This window comes from Arenimonas oryziterrae DSM 21050 = YC6267 (assembly GCF_000420545.1).
Taxonomy (GTDB): Bacteria; Pseudomonadota; Gammaproteobacteria; order Xanthomonadales; family Xanthomonadaceae; genus Arenimonas; species Arenimonas oryziterrae.
The window spans coordinates 641,617-664,940 of record NZ_ATVD01000002.1 but is presented as its reverse complement, the minus strand read 5'-3'; the positions used below and the strand labels follow the sequence as shown (position 1 = coordinate 664,940).

The window sequence follows — 23,324 nt, the reverse complement described above, 5'->3', positions numbered from 1 at the left end:
ATTCATTGGATCGTCATGCAAAGCGCATGGCGCCCAAGGCTCACAGGCATTGGCAGGCGATCTCGACCTCCCGGTCCAGCGCCCGCAGCAGGTCGAAGGTTCGCTTCAGCCCAATGCGGGCGAGAGTGGTGTCCCGTTGTTCCTTGGCATGGGCGCAGCGCGCCAGACGAGGGTCGCGATCGCCTGCCGGGCGGGAGGATCGGGTCAGGCCGGTGGATCCATCGGATCCGGCCATGCGTCCGATGATGCGAGCACCCGGGTCGCGTTGACGCCGTTCGCCGGTGGGTCGACGCGTGTCGGGAGTGACGTGTTCCGGAAGGACGGCGCGCGACCAGGCCGTCCGCGACTGCGTGGCGCAGGGTCTGTCCTGGAAACTGACCGTGCCGTCGGGTGCGATGCATTTGTGCAGAACCAGTTCGGTGGCGTGCGTGGGTATGTTCGACCCTGCGTTCGGCGCGCTTTCGCCTTTGCTAGCAGGGCCATTCGGAGCCGGCCGTGCGAGAGGAACGCCCGCCAGCAGGAACACGAACAGGAGGATCGCTGGAATGTATCTGGTCATGACTATGACCGTACCGCGAGCGGCATTCCGGCGAAGTCGGAAAAATACTCGTGGTTCGGTCAAGGGACTTGGTATCGTGGAACCCCTGCACTCCAAGGGGGGGCAGCCGATATTGCGCTGCAGAATCGATGGAGAACCAGTCGTGAAGAAGAATCTGCCCGTCCGTTTCGGAGCGCTCTTGGCGCTGCTGCCCCTGCTTTGCCTGCCATTGAAGATTCCGGAAGAGCAACTGAAGCTGCGTTGGGATAGCCAGTGGATTCGATGATGTCGTCTTGGTGCAAGCGACATCCCGTGTTGATGGTGACCTTGCTTGGTCTCATCTTGAGCACGGGCATCGACTTCGTCGGATGGGACTACGACGTCGGCGGGTGGCGGAGCCTGATTTTCTATCTGGGCCTCCTGCTCAGTGCAACCCTCTGGGCAGCGGGCGAAGCGCTCAGATCCATTCCAGGATTGGGACTAACGGCGGGACAGCTCGAAGTTGTCACGATTTTTACCGGACTTCTTCTGGCGACGGCGACGGATTTTCTCATCAGGAAAATGGGCAAGAAGGAAAGCACTTCGATTGCACATGAAAATGGATGAAAAGCTGGAAATGCTGGCTTGACTGATCTTCTAGACAAAAATGCCTGTCCATCGATGGGAACTGGCGCAGTGGATCGGAGTGTCGGAGGAGATGCGATGTTCGCTTTGAGGAAGATGATCGCGGTTGCGTTATTTTTTCTGCCGTCCCTCGCAGATGCGAGCCAGGAGGGAGAGGTCGAATGGGCGAAGCTGTCTTTTTGCAATTCCACCGGCTATTGCGTCGACATAGCGCAAAGCCAAGCGCATGAGCTCAGCTCGCTGGCGGTATCGCATAGCGGACGTTCCATCGAAATTCCTGTTTCGATGCGGGAAGGAGTTGGCCGGCCATTGCTCAACGACGTCCGGCTCGTCTCCAGCCAGCGCGCTGACGGGGGCTATGAAAATCGCCTTGAAATCCCCTTTGTTTCCCTCACAGCTAGTGGCTCAAGCAAGAAGTCCGTCTTGAAGATCTATATCTACGAGGATAGTGCCTACAAGTCGGAAACCGAATTGACGGCTGAAGGTAGCGACTGACGCGGCAGGACAAAAAACGGGCTGCGCAGCGGTCTCAAGGTCACCCCCGCACCTCCAAGAGCGGCCTGCGCTAAAATTGCCGGATGCCGACGACACCGCCCGCCCCGAGCACCCTGCGCCTCAACGACATCAAGCTGCCGCTGGAGCATGGTCCCGAGGCGCTGCCGGCCGCGGTGGCGGCGGCCCTGGGGCTCGAGGCCGGCGACATCCGCGACATCGCCGTCTACAAGCGCAGCTACGACGCACGCAACAAGTCCGCGATCACGCTGATCTACAGTCTCGATGTGGGCCTCGCCGATGACGTGCGCGCGCGAGTGCTGGCCGCGAACGAAGGCTCGACAAAGATCTTCGCCAGCCCCGACTCGACCTACAAATTCGTCGCGCAGGCGGGGCCGGATTTTCCGGTGGGTGACCAGCAGCGGCCGCTCGTCATCGGCTTTGGACCTTGCGGCATTCTCGCCGCGCTCGTGCTCGCGCAGATGGGGCTCAAGCCCCTCGTGCTCGAACGTGGCCAGGACGTGCGCGTGCGCACGCAGGACACCTGGGGTCTGTGGCGCAAGAAAACCCTCAATACCGAATCCAATGTGCAGTTCGGCGAAGGCGGGGCCGGCACGTTTTCCGACGGCAAGCTCTACAGCCAGATTCAGGACAAGTTCCACTACGGCCGCAAGGTGCTCGCCGAATTCGTGAAAGCCGGCGCGCCGGAAGAAATCCTGTTCGTGAGCAAGCCGCATATCGGCACCTTCAAGCTCGTGAGCATGGTCGAGAAGATGCGCGCGGACATTCTCGCGCTCGGCGGCGAGATCCGTTTCGGCCAGCGCGTGGAATCCCTGCAGATCGAGGACGGCCGCGCGACCGGCGTCACCTTGGCGTCGGGCGAAACGCTGGCCAGCCGCCATATCGTGCTCGCGATCGGTCACAGCGCGCGCGACACCTTCCAGATGCTGTACGACCGTGGCGTTTACATCGAGGCCAAGCCCTTCTCGATCGGTTTCCGCATCGAACATCCGCAGTCGGTCATCGACGAGGCGCGCTTCGGCCGCTTTGCCGGCAATGAGATTCTCGGCGCGGCCGACTACAAACTCGTGCACCACGGCAAGAACGGTCGCAGCGTCTACAGTTTCTGCATGTGCCCCGGCGGCACCGTCGTCGCGGCGACCTCGGAAGAAGGCCGCGTCGTCACCAATGGCATGAGCCAGTACTCGCGCAACGAGCGCAATGCCAATGCCGCGATCGTCGTCGGCATCGATCCGGCGACCGACTATCCCGGTCATCCGCTGGCCGGCATCGAGCTGCAACGGCAACTGGAAACACGCGCCTTCGAGATGGGCGGCGGCGACTACCTCGCACCCGCGCAGCGCGTCGGCGATTTCCTCGCCGATCGCCCGACGACCGAACTCGGCAGCGTCGAGCCCTCGTACAAACCGGGCGTGACCCTGTGCAATCTCGCCGGCCTGCTGCCGGCATTTGCGACCGCGGCGATCCGCGAAGCGATCCCCGAGTTCAACAAGCAGATCCGCGGATTCGCGATGCCCGATGCGATGCTCACGGCGGTCGAGACGCGCACGTCCTCGCCGATCTGCATCAAGCGCGACGCCACGCTGCAGAGCCTGAATACGCGCGGCCTGTTTCCGGCCGGCGAAGGCGCCGGGTACGCCGGCGGCATCCTGTCGGCCGCCGTGGACGGCATCAAGATCGCCGAGGCCGTCGCGAAGGATTTGCTGCGCTAGCCGGGCCGCGCTCGTTCGCGACTATTTGAGTCCGTGCATCAGGCGTTTGAGCAAGGGCACGAGCAGCAAGGCGACCACACCGCAGCCCAGGCCGATCTTGGTCAGCAGCCAGAACAGTTCGCCGTACTTCGCCGCAGCCACCGACAGGTCGGTCAGATTGCCGACTTCGAACCGGTCCAGCGCCGCGCGCTTGCCGAATTCCGCCGCCAGCGTTTCCGAGAACGCGGTCGCCAGGAACCAGGTGCCCATCATCAGGCTGACCACGCGTTTGACCGACAACTGGGTCACCGCCGACAGGCCCACCGGCGACAGGCACATCTCGCCGACCTCGAGCACGAAATACGCCAGCACCAGCCACCAGACGCTGGCGAGCTGATTGCTCTCGCCGACCTGTGCCGCTGCCATCGCCATCGGCACGAAGGCCAGGCCCGCGAACACCAGGCCGAGTGCACTCTTGAACGGTTTGCTCGGGTCGGCGTTGAAACGCGCCAGGAAACCCCACAGCCAGGAAAACACCGGCGCCAGCAGCAGAATGAAGGGGCCGGAGATGAAGGTCAGCGAGCTGGCGTTCTGCGCCTGCAGCACGGCCATGCCGAAGGTCATCACGATCGTCGCCACACCGGCGAGACCGAACAGCAGGCCGGGCAGGCGCGAGCGCGGCGAACGTTCGCCGATCGCCGTGGCGAGCACGAAGCTCACCGGCATCATCAGCAGCGCGACCAGGTAGTAGCTGACCGGCAGTTTTTCCTGGCGCACCAGCGAGGGGAAAAAATCATGCGTGAGCAGACGGTCGGTGAAGGTGACCCAGGAGCCGTAGGTCTGCTCGTACAGGGTGAAATACACCAGCGCCATGACGATCATCGCCATCAGCGCGATCATGCGGCCGCGTTCGACGGGCGTGCATTGTTTGAGGATGAACCACAGGAACCACACGATCACGCCGAGCATGACCACGAGCATCAATGCGAGCGCTGGCTCCAGACCGCCGAGCTTGAGCGCGCCATTCGCTGTGGCCCACATCAACAGGGCGACCGGCACCAGGCCCAGGATCGCGCCGAGATAGATCGCGATTTCGCGCGGCAGGCCGAACGATTTTTCGCGCAGCAGCGCCGGTTCCGGCGGCGCGCCGTGACCGCGCAGGAATTTCTGGCCCCACAGGAACATCGCCAGGCCGGCGATCATGCCCAGACCGGCCGCGCCGAAGCCGTAACGCCAGCCGTAGCGCTCGCCCAGATAGCCGCAGACCAGGGACGCGAGCATCGCGCCCAGGTTGATGCCGGCGTAGAACAGCGAGAAACCGGAATCGCGGCGCGGGTCGTCGTCGCTGTAGAGCTTGCCGACGATCGTGGAGATATTGGGCTTGAGGAAACCCACGCCCATGATGATCAGCGACAGCGAGAAGTAGAACACCCACAGCGCGCGCTCATCGCGCACAACCGCGCCGCCGGCCGTGTGCGCCTGCACGCCTTCGACCGCCATGCCCAGGTGGCCGAGCACCAGCAACACGCCGCCGAAGATCACCGCTTTGCGCATGCCCAGGTAGCGGTCGGCGAGCAGGCCGCCGATGACCGGCAGGCAGTAGACCAGGCCGCCGTAGGCGCCGATGACGCTGTAGCCGGATTCGTCGCTGAACAGGTGGTACTTGAGCAGGTACAGCAGTAACAGCGCCTTCATGCCGTAGAACGAGAAGCGCTCCCACATTTCGGTGAAGAAGCAGACGAAGACGCCCTTGGGATGGCCGAGGAATTCGTCGTGGGCGGGCAGGGCGGCGGCTGGGGTCACGCGCATTCCAGGAAAACGGGGCAGGTCCCGAGTATAGCCGCGGGGCCCGGGCCGGCTTTGCTAAGACCGCGTCCCATGCCACCATCGGGCACGTTTTCGCCGGACCGGAGCCCGCATGACCTCTCAATCCCCCCCGCAGCTGACCTTCCGCGCGGTATTGCTCGCGATCATCCTCGCGATGATCCTCGCCGCGGCCAATGCCTATCTGGGCCTGTTCGCGGGTCTGACCATCGCCACGGCGATCCCGGCGGCCGTCGTGTCGATGGGCGTGCTGCGCCTGCTCGGCGGCGGCACGATCCTGGAGAACAACATCGTCCAGACCGGCGCATCGGCCGGCTCGTCGATCGCCGCGGGTGTGATTTTCACGCTGCCGGCGCTGATCATCCTCGGCTACTGGCAGGACTTCCGCTATTCCTGGGTCATGGCCATCGCCGGCCTCGGCGGCCTGCTGGGCGTGCTGTTCTCGGTGCCGCTGCGGCGTTCGATGATCGTCGAGGATCCGCTGCCGTTCCCGGAAGGCAAGGCCGCGGCGGAAGTGCTCAAGGCCGGTGAGAACCCCGGCCCGGGCCTGAAAATTCTCGGCCTGTCTGCCGTCGTCGGCGCCGTGGTCAAGTTCGCGGCCGAAAGCGGTCTGCGCCTGATCCCCGACAACGCGGTCAGTGGCGGTTTCTTCGGCAAGTACCTCGCCTATATGGGCACGAATCTGTCGCCGGCCCTGCTCGGCGTGGGCTACATCGTCGGACTGAATGTCGGCATCGTGGTCGTGTCGGGCTCGATCTTCTCGTACAACATCGCGATCCCGCTGTACCACATGTTCTTCCTCGACTCCGACCCCGCGCTCGCCGCGCAGCTCGCCGGCCAGACCGCGGTCGATGCGGCCAACATCCTGCGCGCGGAAAAGATCCGCTACATGGGCGTGGGCGCGATGCTGATCGGCGGCGTGTGGACGCTGTTCTCGCTGCGCAATTCGCTGCTGTCGGGCGTCAAGAGCGGCATCGCCGCCGCGCGCAAGGGCACCGGCGCGATCGTCGCCGAAACCGAACGCGACCTGCCCATGAAATGGATGCTGATCGCGCTCGTGCTGTTCACCCTGCCGCTGCTGGGCCTGTACCAGACCATCGTCGGCCAGTGGGGCGTGAGCATTCCGATGACCGTCATCATGATCGTCGCCGGCTTCCTGTTCGTGTCGGTCTCGGCCTATCTGGCCGGTCTGGTCGGTTCCTCGAACAATCCGGTGTCGGGCATCACGATCGCAACCATTCTGTTCGCGTCGGTGGTGCTGGTCCTGCTGCTCGGCCGCGATTCGCCGATCGGCGCCGTCGCCGCGATCATGATCGGTGCGGTGGTCTGCTGCGCGGCGGCCGTCGGCGGCGACAATCTGCAGGATCTCAAGGCCGGCTATATCGTCGGCGCGACGCCGTGGAAGCAGCAGCTGATGCTCGGCATCGGCGCATTCTCCTGCGCCCTGGTCATGGCGCCGGTGTTGAACCTGTTGTCCGCGGCCTACGGCATCGGTCCGCCGACGGCGGAACATCCCAACTCGCTCGCGGCGCCGCAGGCGACCCTGATGGCCTCGGTCGCCAAGGGCATGTTCGGCGGCGAATTGCCCTGGGACATGATCGGCGCCGGCGCCGTGGTCGGTGCCCTGGTCATCGCGTTCGACGGCTGGCTGAAATCGCGCGGCTCGAAATTCCGCGTGCCCGTCCTCGCCGCGGCGATCGGTATCTATCTGCCGCTGGAACTGATGGTGCCGATCTTCCTCGGCGGTCTGCTCGCGCACATCGTCGAGCGCGCGCACAAGCTCAAGGCCGACGACGAGGAAGCCAAGGACCGCATTCACCGTCCGGGCACGCTGTTCTCGGCCGGCCTGATCACCGGCGAGGCGTTGACCGGCATCCTCATCGCGATCCCGATCGTGGTCAGCGGCAAGGGCGACGTGCTCGCGCTGCCGACCGCCTGGCACTTCAGCCAGTGGATCGGCCTGATCGTGCTCGCCTTCGTCGCCTGGCTGCTGTATCGCAGCGCCACCAAGAGCGAACTCGCCGCGACCGAGTCCGGCAAGTCCGCCTGAGTCCCTGATTGACGGCGCCGTCATCGCCCGGTCGTGGCGATGGCGGAAGCCGGCCGGTCTGTCCGGCGCCACCCCTTACCTCGTCCGCTGTCGGAGAGTCCCATGAACGCCCGTTCCGCCCTGTTGCCCGCGCTGCTTTGCGCGACCCTTTCGAGCTTCGCCGCCGCGCCTGCGCAGGCCGGCAAGCCCTTCGATGTGCGCACGATGGTCAATCTCGAGCGTGTGTCGAGCCCGGTGCTGTCGCCCGATGGCCGCAAGCTCGTGTTCGCCGTGCGCCAGACCGATTTCGAGGCCAACCGCGGCAAGACCAGTCTGTGGATCGAGGACCTGTTCGCGCGCGACGCTGCGCCGCCGGTGCGCTTCACGGCCGAAGGTTTCAACGTCAACAGCCCCGCGTTCTCGCCCGACGGCGCGACCGTGTATTTCCTGTCGGCCAAGTCCGGTTCGATGCAGCTGTGGTCGCAGCCGGTGGCCGGCGGCGATGCCGTGCAGGTGTCCAACTACGCGCTCGATGTCGGCGGATTCGTCCTGTCGCCGGACGGCAAGTCGGTGGCGGTGGTGTTCGAGGTGTTCAACGACTGCGCCGACCTAGCCTGCAGCAAGAAACGCGTCGATGACACCGCAGCGAAGAAGGCGAGCGGACAGCTGTACACGCAGACCTTCATCCGCCACTGGGATACCTGGGCCGATGGCCGTCGCAACCAGCTGTACGTCGCAAAATTCGCGGCCGACGGCAAGCTCGCCGGCGAGCCGGTGAAAGTCTCGCGCGGCATCGACGGCGACATCCCGTCCAAGCCCTTCGGCGACACCGGCGAGTTCACCTGGGCGCCCGACGGCAAGTCGCTGGTGTTCGGCGTACGCATTGCCGGACGCACGGAAGCGTGGTCGACCAATTTCGATCTGTATCTCGTTCCCGCCGACGGTCAGGCGACGCCGAAGAATTTGACCGCTGCAAACCTAGCCTGGGACACCGGTCCGGTCTTCAGCGCCGACGGCAAGACGCTGTACTACCGCGCGATGCAGCGTCCGGGTTTCGAAGCCGACCGCTTCGCCCTGATCGCGATGGACATGGCGAGCGGCAAAACGCGTGAGATCGCCGCGCGTTGGGATGCCTCCGCCGACACGATCGCGTTGTCCGGCGACGGCCAGTGGATCTACACGCAGGCGCAGGAACTGGGCGCGCATCCGCTGTTCCGCGTGAACATCGCCAATGGCGAAGTCGAGACCGTCGCCAAGGACGGCAGCATCGCCGACTTCGATCTGGCCGGCGACACCCTGGCCTTCGTGCGCAACAGCCTCAAGTCGCCGGGCGACGTGTTCGCCGCGCGTGCCGACGGCAGCGCCGCGCGCCAGGTCAGCGTCAACAATGCCGAGGCGCTGAAAGATGTCGCGTTCGGCGACTTCGAGCAGTTCACCTTCATCGGCTGGAACAACGAGACCGTGCATGGCTACGTGGTCAAGCCGGCGAACTACGTCGCGGGCAAGAAATATCCGGTCGCGTTCCTGATCCACGGTGGCCCGCAGGGCAGCTTTGGCAATGGCTGGAGCTTCCGCTGGAATCCGCAGACCTATGCCGGTCAGGGCTATGCCGTCGTCATGATCGATTTCCACGGCTCGACCGGCTATGGCCAGGCATTCACCGATGCGATCTCGCAGCACTGGGGCGATCGTCCGCTGGAAGATCTGCAGAAGGGCTGGGCCGCGGCGCAGCAGAAATACGCTTTCCTCGACGGCAACAAAGCCTGCGCCCTCGGTGCGAGCTACGGCGGCTACATGATCAACTGGATCGCCGGCAACTGGTCGCAGCCCTGGAAGTGCCTGGTCAATCACGACGGCGTGTTCGACGCGCGCATGATGGCGTATTCGACCGAAGAACAATGGTTCAGCGACTGGGAAAACGGCGGCACGCCTTTCGACGCACCGGCGGCGGTCGAGCGCTTCAATCCGGTCAATCACGTCGCGAAATGGCGCGTGCCGATGATGGTCGTGCAAGGCCAGCTCGACTACCGCATTCCCGCCGAGCAGGGCATCGGCACCTTCACCGCGCTGCAGCGCAAGGGCATCGACAGCCAGCTGCTGTTCTTCCCTGACGAGAACCACTGGGTGCTCAAGCCGCAGAACAGCGTGCTCTGGCACGACACGGTCAATGCCTGGCTGAAGAAGTACCTCGGTGACTGAAGACAAAGCGCCTGCGTCCAGCGCACCCGGCAACGAGGCCGCGGGGTCGGGAGCGATCTTCGACCTCGCCCGGCTGCGTCGCAGCTGTTCGCTGTGCTCGCTGAAGGTCCTGTGCCTGCCGGCGAGCATCGGCCGCGAAGACATCGAGCGGCTCGACCGCATCGTGATGGCGCGGCGTCCGCTGGCGCGCGGTGAGGTGCTGTTCCGGGCCGGGCAGGCCTTGGGTTCGCTGTTCGTCGCACGCGAAGGCGTGTTCAAGACCGTCGCCGCCGACGAGAACGGCGACTTGCAGGTACTCGGTTTCCAATTGCCCGGCGAACTGATGGGACTCGATGCGCTCGGCAGCGGCTTCCATGCCTGCGAAGCGCAGGCGCTCACGCGCGCCGATGTCTGCGAAGTGCCGCTGACCCAGCTGGAGACGATCGCGTCGCAGGTGCCCGGCCTGCAGCACCAGTTGCTGCGCATCATGGGCCAGAGCATGGGACGCGATCAGCAGCACATCGAGATTCTCGGTCGTCGCAATGCCCAGGAGCGTCTCGCGACCTTCCTGCACCAGCTCGCCGAGCGCTATCGCGCGCTGGGTCGCTCGGGCGACAGTTTCCTGTTGCCGATGAGCCGCGAGGACATCGCCAGCTATCTGGGCCTGGTCATCGAAACCGTCAGTCGCACCCTGAGCAAGATGCAGGACGACGGCATCATCGCCGTGCGCGCGCGCGAGGTGAAAATCCTCGATGCCGACCGGCTCAACGGATTGGCGCACGAATTCAGCGGACGCGGTCGCGCCCAGCAGTAGCGCAGGTCGGGCTCACGCGAGCGAACGGCAGCCCAGTGCTTCCAGCCAGGCGTGCGCATGACCTTGCAGATCCAGCCAAGGGGCAGCGATCGTGACCACGCCGGCGGCGGCGATCATGGCGGCGGCAGCGAATCGCCAGCGCGGATTCGCCAGGCGTCGCGCGAAATGCGCGCCACTCCAGCTCAGTCCCGTCATCAGCGGCAAGGTGCCCAGGCCGAACGCCAGCATCAGCAAGCCCCCATGCAGCGCGCTGCTCTCCAGCCAGGCGGCCATCAGCAAGGTCGTGCTCAGACCGCAGGGCAGCCAGCCCCAGAACAGGCCCATCACGATCGGGCGGGCGAGGCCGCCGGCCGGAATCGCGCGCTCGCGCCAGGGCCGCAGGTGTTGCCAGACGCGATGACCCAATGACGACAATCCCGATAGCCGCGTGGGAAACACCAAGCGCAAGGCCGTCACCACCAGCACCAGTCCCAGCAGCATGCGCAGACTCGCGGCGAGGCCCTCGAGACGCGCCAGACGCAGCAGGCCGCCACCGAGGCCGCCGACGATCGCGCCTGCGAGCGCATAGCCGCCGATGCGTCCCAGATTGAGCAGTAAGGCCTGGCGAAACGCGTGTGTCGACGGCGCACTCGCGCTCAGTCCGGTGGCGATGCCGCCGCACATCGCCAGGCAATGCACACCGCCGAACAGGCCACTGAGCCAGGCGGCGGCGAGCGTCAGCAGGTCGACGGGCATGGCGGCTGAGGTTTCATGAGGGCTTGTCCGTCGGAGGATTCGACGGCGGCGCGGGATCGTCGCGCAGGATATCGAGTGCGGCGCTGTCGAGATCTTCGAACTGGTCGCGGCGCACCGCCCAGAAGAAGGCCGCGATCGCCAGGCCCAGCAGGGCCAGCGAAATCGGAATGAGCACGAGCAGGATATTCATGGTGTCACCGCACGGCGGCGCGTCAGCCGCAAGGCATTGAGCGTGACGAGCAGGGACGAGCCGGCCATGCCCAAGGCGGCGAGACCGGGGTGGATCCAGCCGGCGGCCGCGACCGCGACGGCGAGCACGTTGTAGGCGCCGGCCCAGATCAGATTCTGCCGGATCAGCGCGCGCGTGCGCCGCGCCAACGCGATGGCCCGCGGCAGGCGCATCAGCTGATCGCCGAGCAGCAGCAGATCGGCGGAGCCTTGCGCGAGCGCCGAGCCTTCGCCCATCGCGACCGACACGTCGGCACCGGCGAGCACCGGTGCATCGTTGATGCCATCGCCGAGCATCAGTACGCGGTGCCCGCGCGCCTGCAGGGCCCGGATGTGCGCGAGTTTTCCTTCCGGTGTCTGCCGCGCGCGGTAGTCAGCGATGTCGAGCGAGGCACAGACCTCGCGCACGCGCGCGTCGGCATCGCCGCTGATCACCGCGATGTCCAGCCCCAGCGCGCGCAGCGCCTGCAGGCAGTCCGGCGCATCGGCGCGCGTTTCGTCGCGGATGTCGAATCGTGCAATCGCCTGCACGCCGTCGCCCAGCCAGATCGCGGCATCGTCGGTGCGCGCCGCCGCGAAATCCGCACGGCCCAGACGCAAGTGGCGACCGGCGACGCGGCCTTCGACGCCGCGGCCCGGATGCAACTGCTGCGCGTCCACGTCCAGGGTCGAGCGGCCGAAGGCCGTCGCCAGGGGATGGCGATTGTCGCGTTCGAGCGCCGCCGCCCAGGCGCGTGCGGTTTCCGCATCGATATCGGCGAAGACCTCGACACGAACCAGGCGGGCGACGCCGCGGGTCAAGGTGCCGGTTTTGTCGAGCAGGATCGTGTCGATGTCGGCGAGTCGTTCCAGTGCCTGATCGCCGACGACGAGCACGCCATCGCGCGCCAGGGCGTCGTTCGCGGCCGACAGCGCTGCGGGCACGGCCAACGACAAGGCGCAGGGACAGGCGGCCACGAGCACCGACAAAGCGATCGCGAACGCGCGCGAGGTGTCGTGCTGCGACCACAGCGCGAACGCCGCGACAGCGACCACGATCATCCCGATCACGAAACGCGACGCCAGCCGATCCGCCCAGCGGGCAAGCGCCGGACGCTGCGCCTGGGCGCGTTCGACCAGGCGCTGGATCTGCGACAGGCGCGTTGCCGCGCCAAGCGCAGTGATGCGTAGACGCGCCGCCTGTCCGCCGGCGACGCTGCCGGCATACACGCGATCGCCGCGCTGTTTCGGTCTTGGTGCGGCTTCGCCGGTCAACAGCGCTTCGTTGAAAGCGCCGGCCTCGTCGAGCAGTTCGCCGTCGGCGGGCACGGCGGTATCAGCGGGAACGCGGACTAGGTCGCCCGCGCGCAGATCGCCGATCGGCACCTGGGTGTAGTCCGTGCCTTGCTGTCGCCACGCGAGCGCGGGTTGCGCGCGCGCCAGCAAGTCCAGTTGCGCGGTGGCGCGCTGGCGGGCGAAGCGTTCGAGCACGCGTGCGGTCAGCAGGAACAACACGAACATCGCCGCCGCGTCGAACCAGACCGTGGCGCCGCCGCGCAGGGTTTCGATCAGGCTGGCGATGTAGGCCAGGCCGATCGAGCCGGCCGCAAGCGTGTCCATGCCCACGCGCCGCTGGCGCCATTCACGCCACAGGCCGGTGAAAAACGGTGCGCCCGAATAGACCACGACCGGCGTGCAGACCAGGAAAGTCAGCCAGCGGAAAAGATCGCGCGTGGCCAGCGACATCTGCTGCGCGCTATCGAGATACAGGGCTTCGGAAAACATCATCGCCTGCGTCGCCGCGAGCAGGGCCAGGCCCAGACGCAGCAGCAGCGTATTGCGCTCGCGACGACGCGCGGCTTCGCGCGCCGCGCCGCCGGCCAGGTGCGGGCGATAACCCAGGCTGGCGACGAGCCCGAGCAGTTGCGACAGACGCACGCGTTGCGGTTGCCAGCCCAGGCGCAGGCGACCGGTGACGGCATTGACGCTGACCTGATCGACGCCGGGCTCGCGCGCCAAGGCGCGATCGATCAGCCAGGCACAGGCCGCGCAGCGCAGGCCCTCGACCGCGAGCGTGATCTCGCAGCCGGCCGGCGTGCTCAGCACGTGTTCGCGTTGCACATCCTCGCGATCCCAACTGCGGTAGTCGGCGGCCTCGCGATCGACGCGGTTGCCGTCGCGCGCGCGCAGCCGGTAGTAGTCGCCCAGGCCGGCATCACGAATCCAGATCGCCGCCGCCGCGCAGCCGGCGCAGCAGACCGGATGCTCGCGTTCGTCGATCCGGATCACGAGCGCGTGCGCAGGCAGGTCCTCGCCGCAATGAAAGCAGGTCGCGGCCGCTTTGACCGGGGCGAAGACGGCGTCGCTGGCGATCGTGTTCATGGCGTGGCGAAAGCCGGTTGCAGTTCGGCGCGGCGGCCGTCGTCCGGCAGATGTCCGACCAGTCGCCAGTCGCCCGCGGTCGGTTGCAGGCGCAATCGCCAGCGGCCGGCAAGCGGCTCGGAACTGCGGCCCAGCCAGACCGTGCCCGTGCGCATCAGGCGGATCTCGACATCGCGCGAGGCCTGCGCCGGATGCACCAGATGCAGGGTCAACGCCTGGTCGCCGCCCGGACCGGTGAGCGTGATCCGAACGCCGTGGTCGTCGGCATCGCGATCGAGTACGGCACTCAGGCCGCGCCGCTGCGCTTCCAGATCCGGCGCGAGATCGGTGACTTGTGTCTGCGCGGTGCGGCGAACGCTGTCCGGGGCGGCATCGCTGCTGCCATCGCGCATCGCGATGGCCAAGGTGACCGCCGCGGCGACCACGATCGCGGCAGGCAGCAACAGTGCCAGCCACAGGATCGGCTGCCGGTACCACGCACTGGCCGGGCTCGCATTCATGGCGAGACCGGTCCGAAGAAACGCGCTTCCTCGGCCTGCTGCAGACTGCCGTCCTGTTCGCGTACGACAAAACGCAGGTCGGCGCGGCCGTGCACGGTGCCCGGTGCCGCGCTGACCATGACCGGCACCGTCAGCACTTCCTCCGACGCGGCCGGCAGCACGACGCGCGCCGTCGACAACTGCAGGGGCGCTTGGCTGTCGATGCTCAGCACGAAGGTCTTGGCGCGGGCGTCCTTGTTGATGATGCGCAGCGTATAGGCATTCTCGATGCGCCCGCCGTCGCCGATCCGGTACAGCTGCTTGTCGCGCAGCACGTCGACGATCAGCGGTTTGCGCAGGGCGATGCCGGCGATCGTGCCGATGCCCAGGGCCAGCAGCAGCAGGCCATAGATCCACACGCGCGGACGCAGCACACGGGTCGGTTTGCCGTCGATCGCATTCTGCGTGGTGTGCCGGATCAGCCCGTGCGGATAGCCCATCTTGTCCATGACCGCATCGCAGGCGTCCACGCAGGCGGCGCAGGCGATGCATTCGTATTGCAGACCGTTGCGGATGTCGATGCCGGTGGGGCAAACCTGCACGCAGATCGTGCAGTCGATGCAATCGCCGAGGTCCTCGGGCGCGGACACGCCCGGCGCCGGCGTGAGATCGACCGGCGCATCGACGATCAGTCCGGTCGTGACGCGTGCATCGGAGGCGCGACCGCGCTGCGCGGCGGCGATCACCGCGCGGGTTGCCGCCGCCACCGGCAGCAGGCCGCGCGCGCGTTCGAGCACGCTGGCGAGCTGGGATTTCTTGCGCGGGCCGCGCGGTTCGCCGCGCATCGGGTCGTAGCTGATGATCAGCGTGTTTCGGTCAAACATCGCGCTCTGGAAGCGCGCGTACGGGCACATGTACTTGCAGACCTGCTCGCGCAGGACGCCGGCATTGCCCCAGGTCGCGAGCGCGTAGAACAGCACCCAGAAGATTTCCCAGCCGCTCCACGCGAACGGCGACACGCGGGCGGCGAGATCGCGGATCGGCGTGAAAAAGCCGACGAAGGTGAAGCCCGTCCACAAGGCGAACACCAGCCACAGGGAATGCTTGCCCAGCTTGCGCCGCAGCTTGTTCGCCGACCAGGGCGCGGCATCGAGTTTCATGCGGTGATGGCGGTCGCCTTCGGTCCACTGCTCCATCCACAGGAACACTTCCGTCCACACCGTCTGCGGGCAGGCATACCCGCACCACAGCCGACCGGCCAGCGCGGTGAAGAAGAACAGCGACAGGCCGGCCATGATCAGCAGCAGGGCCAGGAAGAAAAAGTCCTGCGGCCAGAACGCGAGCGCGAAAATGTAGAACTTGCGCGCCGGCAGGTCGAACAGCACCGCCTGCCGCCCGCTCCAGTTCAGCCACGGGAACACGTAGTACATGCCCAGCAGTACGACGACTGCGAGCACGCGCAGACGCTGGTAGCGGCCGCCGGTTTCACGTGGGTAGACCTTGCGTTCGGAGACGTAGAGCGAGCCCTCGTCGATCAACGCACTGGCGATGTCCTTGGCCACGGCGATCAGGGCAACGGCTGGTTGTAGCGGCTGGCAGGGCGCAGCAGGATCCAGGTGAACAGGCTCGATCCGGCGGTCGCGGCCCAGAACAGGAAGAACGCGATCGTGTAGCCGGCTTCGCGACTGATCGCGACCTCCGGAAAAGTGATGTCGCGCAGTTGCAGCGGGTCGACGAAGGCGAAGAACACCGCCGTGCCGACGCCGGCCGAGAAAAACGAGGGCCACAGGATCGCGCCGATCCGCTGCACCAGCGGGCGGGGCGGGTGGTCGAACCGGGGTTCGGCTTCGAGCTTGGCCATGTGCGGACTCCGCCTACTTTTTCGGATGCGACAGAGAATAGACGTAGGCCGCGACCAGGCGCGTGCGGGTTTCCCCGAGGATCTCCTTGTGCGCGGGCATGTGGCCATTGTGGCCCTGCTCGATCGCTGCGCGGATGTCTTCGATGCGATTGCCGTACAGCCAATAGTCGTCGGTGAGGTTGGCCGAGCCGATCGCCGGATTGCCCTTGCCGTCGGCGCCATGGCAGGCCGCGCAGATGCCGGAAAAACTCTGCTTGCCGATGTTGGCGAGCAGGGGATCGACCTTCATGCCCGACAGGCTCTGCACATAGACGGCGGTCGCCGCGACATTGGACGGATCGCCGAGCGCGCTCGCGAACGGCGGCATCGCGGCCTGGCGGCCTTCCTGCACGGTCTGCAGGATGTCGGCAGGCGTGTGGCCCCATTGCCAGTTGTCGTCGGTGAGATTGGGAAAACCGCGACCGCCGCGCGCATCCGAGCCATGGCAGGTCGAGCAGGTGTTGGCGAAGATGCGCTGGCCAGTGGCAATCGCGCGCGGATCGCGGGCGATCTGGTCGATGGGCAGGTCGGAGAATTTTTTGAAGTGGCTGGCGAGCAGGCGTTCCGCTGCGGCCTGGTCGGTCTTGAGCTGCCCGGCCGAACTCCAGCCGCCGCGCCCGGTAAACGCGCCCATGCCCGGATACCAGACCAGGTAGGCGATGCCGAACACGATGGTCAGGTAGAACAGGTTGATCCACCAGCGCGGCATCGGGTTGTTGTATTCGGTGATGTCGCCATCCCAGTAGTGACTGGTGCTGTCGGCGGCGGGATCGCCGCTGCGCCGCCGCGCGGTCCACCACAGCAGCCAGACCGAACCGACGATGTTGATCACGACGATCGCGATGATGAAAGCCGACCAGCCCGAGGTCATGGCGCATTCTCCGCGTCGCCTTCCAGCGGCACGCGGGCCGCGCGTTCGTAGTCGGCCGACTGGCGGCCGCTGTAGACCCAGGCCGTGCCGAGCAGGAACGCGGCGAGCAGCAGGGCGGTGACGATTCCGGTGATCATCGGTTCAACCTCGCGGTGCATGTTTGCCGAGGCCCTGGAGATAGGCGATCACGGCGTCGAGTTCGGTCTTGCCGGCCACCGCGTCGGCAGCCCCAGCGATGTCGGCATCGGTATAGGGGTCGCCGAGCGCGCGCAGGCCGCGCATGTGCGCGGTGACGCTCTGGCCGTCGAGCGGGCTTCCCGCCAGCCAGGAATACGCTGGCATGTTCGACTCCGGCACCACATCGCGCGGATTGCTCAGGTGCACGCGGTGCCAGTCGTCGGAATAGCGACCGCCGACGCGCGCCAGGTCCGGGCCGGTGCGTTTGCTGCCCCACTGGAACGGCCGGTCGTACACCGACTCGCCCGCCAGCGAATAGTGGCCGTAGCGTTCGGTTTCGAAACGCAGGGTGCGCACCATCTGCGAATGGCAGTTGTAGCAACCCTCGCGCACGTACACGTCGCGTCCGGCCAGCTGCAACGCCGGATACGGCACCACGCCGGGCAGCGGCTGGATCGCCTCGGCCTGGTACATCAGCGGCACGATCTCGGCCAGGCCGCCGAAGCTGATCACGACCGCGATCAGGATCGCCATCAGGCTGATATTGGTTTCGACTTTTTCGTGGGAATGATTGGCCATGGCGATGTCCTCAGGCGTGCGCGTCGGCGGCGGGCGCCAGCACGGGCGTTTCGCCGGTGCGCTGCGCGATGCGGAAGGTCTGCCAGACGTTCCAGGCCATGATCAGCATGCCCGCGACGACGAACACGCCACCGGCCATGCGCACGAAATAGTAGGGATAGGTCGCCTTGAGCGACTCGATGAAGGTGTACGTCAACGTGCCGTCCTCGTTGGTCGCACGCCACATCAGGCCCTGCATGACGCCGGCGATCCACATCGCGGCGATGTAGAACACCACGCCGATCGTGTGTACCCAGAAATGCGTGTCGATCAATCGTGTGGAGTACATCGCGTTCACGCCCAGCAGGCGCGGGAACAGCGAATACAGCGAGCCGATCGTGATCATCGCGACCCAGCCCAGCGCACCCGCATGCACATGGCCGACCGTCCAGTCGGTGTAGTGGCTGAGCGAGTTGACCGTCTTGATCGACATCATCGGCCCCTCGAAGGTGGCGATCATGTAGAACGAGATCGCAACGATCAGGAACTTCAGCACCGGATCGGTGCGCAGCTTGTGCCAGGCGCCCGACAGCGTCATGACGCCATTGATCGCGCCGCCCCAGCTGGGCGCGAGCAGGATCAGCGAGAACACCATGCCCAGCGACTGCACCCAGTCGGGCAGGGCGGTGTATTGCAGATGGTGCGGACCGGCCCACATGTAGATGGCGATCAGCGCCCAGAAGTGCACGATCGACAGGCGGTAGGAATACACCGGGCGCCCGGCCTGCTTGGGTACGAAGTAATACATCATGCCGAGGAAGCCGGCGGTCAGGAAAAAACCCACCGCGTTGTGCCCGTACCACCATTGCACCATCGCATCGACGGCGCCGGTGTAGACCTGGTAGGACTTGCCCGCGCTGACCGGCAGCGCCAGGTTGTTGACGATGTGCAGCAGGGCAATCGCCAGGATGAAGGCGCCGTAGAACCAGTTGGCCACGTAGATATGGCTGACCCGGCGCTTGCCGATCGTGCCGAAGAAGACGATTGCGTACGCGACCCAGACCACCGTGATCAGCAGATCGATCGGCCATTCGAGCTCGGCGTATTCCTTGCCCTGGGTCAGGCCCATCGGCAGGGTGATCGCGGCGAGCACGATGACCGCCTGCCAGCCCCAGAACACAAAAGCCGCGAGTTTGTCGCTGATCAGGCGCACGTGGCAGGTGCGCTGCACGACGTACAGGCTGGTGGCCATCAGGCCCGAGCCGCCGAACGCGAAGATCACCGCATTGGTATGCAGTGGCCGCAGCCGGCCGTAGCTCAGCCAGGGCACACCCATGCCCAGTTCCGGCCAGTACAGCTGCGCGGCGATGAACACGCCCACCAGCATGCCGACGATGCCCCAGACCACGGTCATCACCGAGAACTGAAGCACGACCTTGTCGTTGTAGGTTTCCGCCACTGCGGTCTGCGCCATCGTTATGCCCCTTGTCGCCATGGCGTCGATTATCGGGACGGACGCCGAAGCAGGCTTTGACCGAGGTCAAGTCGGCGCGCCCGCCGCCGCCGACGGCGCGCCGGGATGTGCGCTGCGACACGTTCGGGCCCGGCCCTGACCTGGATCAAGGCGGCGCCTGCCGGGCGCGCCGATCATGCGTCCATCCTCAACACGGGAGCGCACCTCATGAAAAACAGACATCGGCCCGGCTGGCCGGCATGGCTCCTCGCCGGGGGCTGCCTCATTGCTCCGGCCGCACAGGCGCAGACCGCGTCGGCGGCCATTTTCGACGCCCGCCTGCGGCACGAACACGTCGACGACGATCTGTTCGCCCGACCCGCCGACGCGAGCACGCTGCGTCTTCGCCTGGGCTATCGCAGCGCCGTGCATTCGGGCTGGAGCAGCCTGATCGAAGCGGAAGGCACGACGCATCTTTTCGGCGATCGCTACAACAGCAGCGACAACGGCCGCACGGAGTTCCCCGCGATCAGCGATCCCGACAACGCTGAGATCAACCAGGCCTATGTCGACTACGCGCCCGACCCGGCCACGCACCTGCGCGCAGGCCGGCAACGCCTGGTCTATGACAACCAGCGTTTCATCGGCAACAGCGGCTGGCGTCAGAACGAACAGACCTTCGATGCGCTCGACCTGCAGCACAAGCTCGGCACGCACACCGCGCTGCGCTACAGCTGGCTCGGTCGCGTGCAGCGGGTCTTCGGCGCCGACAATCGTCAGGACAATCTCGCGCGCTGGCTGCTTGACGCCCATCTGTTCAGCGTCGCCTACCATCGTGGTCCGGGCACGCTGACCGGCTACGGGCATTTCATCGATAACCGCAGCCTGCCTTTGAGTTCGCATCGCAATCTGGGTCTGCGCTATGCGGCCATGGCCGACTTCGACAAGCAAGGCGTCGCCTCGGGCCTGGGTTGGACGCTGGCGGCGGAGTTCGCGCGGCAGTCGCCGTATGCCGACGGCGATCGCCGCATCGGCGCGAGCTATCGCCTGCTCGAAGGCGGCCTGGTCTGGAACGGCTACACCATGAAAGCCGGCGTCGAAGAACTCGGCGGCGATGGCAAGACCGCGTTCCAGACACCCTTGGCGACACTGCATGCATTCAACGGCTGGGCCGACCGGTTTCTCACCACCCCGGCGGCCGGTCTGCAGGATCGCTACCTGGGCTGGAATCGCAAATGGGGCAAGGTCACCGCCAACCTCGCCTGGCATGATTTCCGCGCCGACCACGGCGCCGTGCACTACGGTCGCGAATGGGATGCGTCGGTTGCCTGGGCGTTCGCCCCGCACTGGAATGCGCTCGTGAAGGCCGCCGACTATCGCGCGGACGACGTCGGCGCCGATGTCGGCAAGACCTGGATCAGTTTGGAATACAGCCGCTGAAATCGCGGGCCCGGCGGTGTGCCGCCGGGCCTTCCTATTTGCTGCGGGCCGCGAGCGTGCGATGCACGGCGGCGAGGAAGGCCGGATCCGGTGTCGCGCCCATGTGTTCGGTGCGCGCGACGATGCGGCCTTCGGCATCGAGCAGGATCAGTGCGCTGGTGTGGTTGTAGTCGCCACTCGCCAGCCGGCGGTAGCGCACGCCGAGCACGGCGGCGAGCTTGCGCACGCTGTCCTCGTCGGTGCGCGCAAGCGTCCAGCGCGTCGTATCGAGCCGGCGCTTTTTCGCCAGCGCCGACAGCACCGCGGGCGTGTCGCGGCCCGGATCGATGCTCACCAGCAGGACGCGCAACCGCGTGCGTTCGGCTGGCGTCAGCGCGTGATCGATGCCCAGGCCGGTGTCGATGATCAGCGGGCACATGTACGGACAGGCGCTGTAGAACATGCCGACGATCTGCGCGCTGCCGCGGCGATCGGCCAGGCGGAAGGCCTGTTGGTTCTGCGCGGTGTACTGGCCGGGAGACTGCCACACGGAATCGGGCGCCAGCTGCGTGGCCGCGAAGGCGAGCGCCGGTGCCAGCAGCAGGGAAAGCAGGGTGGGCCATTTCATCGCGTCTTCCTCAATGTGCGTCGCGCGCGCAGCGAAAGCCCAGGCTCGACGTGCTGTTGACGGCGTCGAGCGAGGACAGCATCGCCACGCGCATCATGACCGCGTAGTTTTCCCGGTCGTCCATCGACAGCGCGCCGGCGCCGCAGAAGCGGCGCAGGTCCGGGTCCGATTGCGTGCGGCTGTCGCCCGAGACCAGCATCGCGGCGTAGTCTTTGGTCCATTCCCAGATCAGTCCGTGCAGGTCCTGCACGCCGTAGACATTGGCCGGCGATTTTCCGACCGGCGACATCGGCGTGCTGGCCGGACGGGCATACCAGCCCAGGATCGATTCGCGCCATTGCGGATCGGCGCGCGCATCGCGGCGCGTGGTGTCGGCGGCCGAGCTGTATTCCCATTCCGCCCAGGTCGGCAGGCGCGCGCCCTGTGCTTCGCAGAATGCCGAGGCGGCGAACCAGCTGACCTGGGTCACCGGCTGTGTCGCCAGCGCCTTGGCGCCCGGTTGCAAGGGGCCGGCCCAGTGCGACAGGTAGTGGTTGCGCTCGGCGAACACCGGCGGGACGCGGCCCCGCTGCCATTCGGGATGGCCTTGCACGAACGCGAGGAATTCCGCGTTCGTCACCGGCTGTTTCATCATCTCGAACGCGGCGACCGCTTGCGGACCTTTCTGGTCTTCGTAGCGGATCACCGATTTGATTTCGCCCGCCGGAAGGCGCACATACCCGCCGCTCGCAGTCGCGGCGGCGGGTACCAGGATCAACGCGACTAGGAGGGCGCGCATTTCAGTGCGCGGCGCCCTGCGGTCGCGGGGTCGCGGCGCGGACGCGGGCGACATCGGCGGCGCTGACGCGACCGCCCTTGTTGCCCCAGCTGTTGAGCACGAAGGTCAGGATGTTCGCGACCTCGTCGTCGTTGAGCTGGCTCATCGGCGGCATCACCGAATTGAAGCTCGCGCCGTTGACCGTGACCGGTCCGTTCAGACCATTGAGCACGATGCCGATCGCACGATCGGTGTCCTGCGCGAGGAAGTCGGACTTGGCCAGCGGCGGGAACACGTTCGGCAAGCCCGTGCCCGTGGGCTGGTGGCAGACCGAGCAGGTACCGTTGAACAGGGCGCCGCCCGCTTCGATCTGCTGTTCGAGCGTCAGCGATCCGGCAGCATGCGCGCTCGCGGCGGCCGCGACGGGCGCGGCACTGACGGCCTTGTCGCCGAGGTAGACGCTGTCGACTTCCTTGCCCGAGTACACGGCTTTGTTTTCCGGACCCTCGGTGCGGATCATGCCCAGCGCACCCTTGTTGAAGGCGCGGAACAGGGAGTGGTCGACGATGACGCCGGTGCCGGGAATCTCGCTGTGGAATTCCACGATCGCCGAACCGCCCGCCGGCACCAGGGTCGTCTGCACGTTTTCCTGATAGTGCGTGCCGCCCTCGTACCAGACCTTGTCGAAGATCTCGCCGATGACGTGGAAGCTCGAGGTCAGATTCGGACCACCGTTGCCGACATACAGCCGCACCCGCTCGCCGACCTTAGCCTGCAGGGCGTGGTCGCCGAGCAGCGCGCCTTCGGAGCCGTTGAACAGCACATAGGTCGGGTTCTCGTCGATCGCCTTCTGCATGTCGAAAGTCTGCACGCCTTTCTCGCGATACTTGCCGACCGTGTAGAAGTCGCCCTGCATCACGTAGTACTCGCGATCCACCGAGGGCATGCCTTCCGGCGGCTCGACCAGGATCAGGCCGTACATGCCGTTGGCCACGTGCATGCCCACCGGCGCGGTCGCGCAGTGGTAGACGAACAGGCCGGCATTGAGCGCCTTGAAGGTGAACTGGGATTCGTGGCCGGGCGCGGTGAAGCTCGACGCCGCGCCGCCGCCCGGACCAGTGACCGCATGCAGGTCGATGTTGTGCGGCATTTTCGAATCGGGGTGATTCTTGAGGTGGAATTCCACCGTGTCGCCCTGGCGTACGCGGATGAAGCTGCCGGGCACGGTGCCGCCGAAGGTCCAGAACGTGTATTTGACGCCCTCGGAAATTTCCTTCTCGACCTCGCGCACTTCCAGCTCGACGATGACTTTCGCCGGCGCATTGCGATGCGTGGGCGGCGGTACCAGCGGCGGCGAGGTCAGCACGGCGTGGATGGGTTCGCCCTGCGGCGCGCCGAAATCGCCGGCGGCCGAGCCGCCGGTGTCTTTCGCGGTGCGGGCGTCGTCGCTACCGGGCTGGCAGCCGGTCAGCGCAAACAGGGTGGTGGCGAGCAACAGGACAGCCGTCATGCGTTTCATGGGATCCCCGGAGGTAATGAAACCGTTT

General features: G+C 66.3%; 23 protein-coding genes. 8 read left to right on the top strand and 15 right to left on the bottom strand.

Annotated elements, in window-relative coordinates:
- Positions 1 to 40: 40 nt before the first annotated feature.
- The gene (locus G467_RS0107890; protein ID WP_026802485.1) at positions 41 to 559 is read right to left on the bottom strand and encodes a hypothetical protein; all 519 of its coding nucleotides are present in this window, start codon (positions 557 to 559) and stop codon (positions 41 to 43) included.
- Positions 560 to 701: 142 nt separating this feature from the next.
- On the opposite strand from G467_RS0107890, the gene G467_RS18415 reads away from it, so the two are divergent.
- The 4 genes from G467_RS18415 to G467_RS0107870 all read left to right on the top strand — a co-directional run bounded on the left by G467_RS18415 (position 702) and on the right by G467_RS0107870 (position 3,387).
- Positions 702 to 824 (top strand): hypothetical protein, encoded by a 123-nt coding sequence (locus G467_RS18415; RefSeq protein ID WP_281166669.1) that lies wholly within the window; start codon positions 702 to 704, stop codon positions 822 to 824.
- Positions 812 to 1,144 (top strand): hypothetical protein, encoded by a 333-nt coding sequence (locus tag G467_RS0107880; protein ID WP_155844852.1) that lies wholly within the window; start codon positions 812 to 814, stop codon positions 1,142 to 1,144. The genes G467_RS18415 and G467_RS0107880 overlap by 13 nt, the downstream gene beginning before the upstream one ends.
- A gap of 18 nt (positions 1,145 to 1,162) precedes the next feature.
- A complete protein-coding gene (locus tag G467_RS0107875) occupies positions 1,163 to 1,657 on the top strand; it encodes a hypothetical protein (protein WP_155844851.1) in 495 nt (164 codons plus the stop codon).
- An 83-nt stretch (positions 1,658 to 1,740) separates the two neighbouring features.
- On the top strand, positions 1,741 to 3,387 hold the full coding sequence (locus G467_RS0107870; protein WP_022969188.1) for an NAD(P)/FAD-dependent oxidoreductase: 1,647 nt from the start codon (positions 1,741 to 1,743) through the stop codon (positions 3,385 to 3,387).
- A 21-nt stretch (positions 3,388 to 3,408) separates the two neighbouring features.
- Here G467_RS0107870 and G467_RS0107865 read toward each other — a convergent pair whose 3' ends face one another.
- Positions 3,409 to 5,175 carry a peptide MFS transporter gene (locus G467_RS0107865; RefSeq protein ID WP_022969187.1) on the bottom strand — a complete coding sequence of 589 codons (1,767 nt, stop codon included), beginning with the start codon at positions 5,173 to 5,175 and terminating at the stop codon, positions 3,409 to 3,411.
- 109 nt (positions 5,176 to 5,284) lie between these two features.
- Between G467_RS0107865 and G467_RS0107860 the strand changes: the two genes are divergently transcribed.
- The 3 genes from G467_RS0107860 to G467_RS0107850 all read left to right on the top strand — a co-directional run bounded on the left by G467_RS0107860 (position 5,285) and on the right by G467_RS0107850 (position 10,211).
- A complete protein-coding gene (locus G467_RS0107860) occupies positions 5,285 to 7,240 on the top strand; it encodes an OPT family oligopeptide transporter (RefSeq protein ID WP_022969186.1) in 1,956 nt (651 codons plus the stop codon).
- Positions 7,241 to 7,342: 102 nt separating this feature from the next.
- Entirely contained in the window at positions 7,343 to 9,418 is a 2,076-nt protein-coding gene (locus G467_RS0107855) for an alpha/beta hydrolase family protein (RefSeq protein ID WP_022969185.1), read from the top strand.
- Entirely contained in the window at positions 9,411 to 10,211 is an 801-nt protein-coding gene (locus tag G467_RS0107850; RefSeq protein ID WP_022969184.1) for a helix-turn-helix domain-containing protein, read from the top strand. The genes G467_RS0107855 and G467_RS0107850 overlap by 8 nt, the downstream gene beginning before the upstream one ends.
- Positions 10,212 to 10,223: 12 nt before the next feature.
- On the opposite strand, the gene G467_RS0107845 is transcribed toward G467_RS0107850, so the two are convergent.
- The 10 genes from G467_RS0107845 to ccoN are packed head-to-tail and all read right to left on the bottom strand — an operon-like array spanning position 10,224 to position 18,994.
- Complete coding sequence (locus tag G467_RS0107845) at positions 10,224 to 10,946, bottom strand: sulfite exporter TauE/SafE family protein (RefSeq protein WP_022969183.1); 723 nt, start codon at positions 10,944 to 10,946, stop codon at positions 10,224 to 10,226.
- A 13-nt stretch (positions 10,947 to 10,959) separates the two neighbouring features.
- Complete coding sequence (ccoS, locus tag G467_RS0107840; RefSeq protein ID WP_022969182.1) at positions 10,960 to 11,136, bottom strand: cbb3-type cytochrome oxidase assembly protein CcoS; 177 nt, start codon at positions 11,134 to 11,136, stop codon at positions 10,960 to 10,962.
- Complete coding sequence (locus tag G467_RS0107835) at positions 11,133 to 13,535, bottom strand: heavy metal translocating P-type ATPase (protein ID WP_022969181.1); 2,403 nt, start codon at positions 13,533 to 13,535, stop codon at positions 11,133 to 11,135. Before G467_RS0107835 ends, ccoS begins: the two co-directional genes overlap by 4 nt.
- On the bottom strand, positions 13,532 to 14,035 hold the full coding sequence (locus tag G467_RS0107830; protein WP_022969180.1) for a FixH family protein: 504 nt from the start codon (positions 14,033 to 14,035) through the stop codon (positions 13,532 to 13,534). The genes G467_RS0107835 and G467_RS0107830 overlap by 4 nt, the downstream gene beginning before the upstream one ends.
- Positions 14,032 to 15,576: a 4Fe-4S dicluster domain-containing protein gene (locus G467_RS17450; protein WP_051130416.1), complete on the bottom strand. Its 1,545-nt coding sequence runs from the start codon at positions 15,574 to 15,576 to the stop codon at positions 14,032 to 14,034. Before G467_RS17450 ends, G467_RS0107830 begins: the two co-directional genes overlap by 4 nt.
- Before the next feature lie 5 nt (positions 15,577 to 15,581).
- Complete coding sequence (locus G467_RS0107820) at positions 15,582 to 15,875, bottom strand: hypothetical protein (protein WP_033397430.1); 294 nt, start codon at positions 15,873 to 15,875, stop codon at positions 15,582 to 15,584.
- A gap of 13 nt (positions 15,876 to 15,888) precedes the next feature.
- Positions 15,889 to 16,785, bottom strand: coding sequence for a cytochrome-c oxidase, cbb3-type subunit III (gene ccoP, locus G467_RS0107815; protein ID WP_026802482.1), 897 nt, complete (start codon positions 16,783 to 16,785; stop codon positions 15,889 to 15,891).
- Positions 16,782 to 16,922 carry a cbb3-type cytochrome c oxidase subunit 3 gene (locus tag G467_RS17800; RefSeq protein ID WP_245559043.1) on the bottom strand — a complete coding sequence of 47 codons (141 nt, stop codon included), beginning with the start codon at positions 16,920 to 16,922 and terminating at the stop codon, positions 16,782 to 16,784. Before G467_RS17800 ends, ccoP begins: the two co-directional genes overlap by 4 nt.
- Positions 16,923 to 16,926: 4 nt before the next feature.
- The gene (gene ccoO / locus G467_RS0107805) at positions 16,927 to 17,541 is read right to left on the bottom strand and encodes a cytochrome-c oxidase, cbb3-type subunit II (protein ID WP_022969178.1); all 615 of its coding nucleotides are present in this window, start codon (positions 17,539 to 17,541) and stop codon (positions 16,927 to 16,929) included.
- 10 nt (positions 17,542 to 17,551) lie between these two features.
- Positions 17,552 to 18,994 (bottom strand): cytochrome-c oxidase, cbb3-type subunit I, encoded by a 1,443-nt coding sequence (ccoN, locus tag G467_RS0107800; RefSeq protein ID WP_022969177.1) that lies wholly within the window; start codon positions 18,992 to 18,994, stop codon positions 17,552 to 17,554.
- A 207-nt stretch (positions 18,995 to 19,201) separates the two neighbouring features.
- Between ccoN and G467_RS0107795 the strand changes: the two genes are divergently transcribed.
- Positions 19,202 to 20,413: an alginate export family protein gene (locus tag G467_RS0107795; protein ID WP_026802480.1), complete on the top strand. Its 1,212-nt coding sequence runs from the start codon at positions 19,202 to 19,204 to the stop codon at positions 20,411 to 20,413.
- 34 nt (positions 20,414 to 20,447) lie between these two features.
- On the opposite strand, the gene G467_RS0107790 is transcribed toward G467_RS0107795, so the two are convergent.
- The 3 genes from G467_RS0107790 to nirK are packed head-to-tail and all read right to left on the bottom strand — an operon-like array spanning position 20,448 to position 23,296.
- Complete coding sequence (locus G467_RS0107790) at positions 20,448 to 21,020, bottom strand: SCO family protein (RefSeq protein ID WP_022969175.1); 573 nt, start codon at positions 21,018 to 21,020, stop codon at positions 20,448 to 20,450.
- A gap of 10 nt (positions 21,021 to 21,030) precedes the next feature.
- A complete protein-coding gene (locus tag G467_RS0107785) occupies positions 21,031 to 21,798 on the bottom strand; it encodes a formylglycine-generating enzyme family protein (protein ID WP_026802479.1) in 768 nt (255 codons plus the stop codon).
- Position 21,799: 1 nt separating this feature from the next.
- Positions 21,800 to 23,296, bottom strand: coding sequence for a copper-containing nitrite reductase (nirK, locus tag G467_RS0107780; RefSeq protein ID WP_022969173.1), 1,497 nt, complete (start codon positions 23,294 to 23,296; stop codon positions 21,800 to 21,802).
- Positions 23,297 to 23,324: the final 28 nt, after the last annotated feature.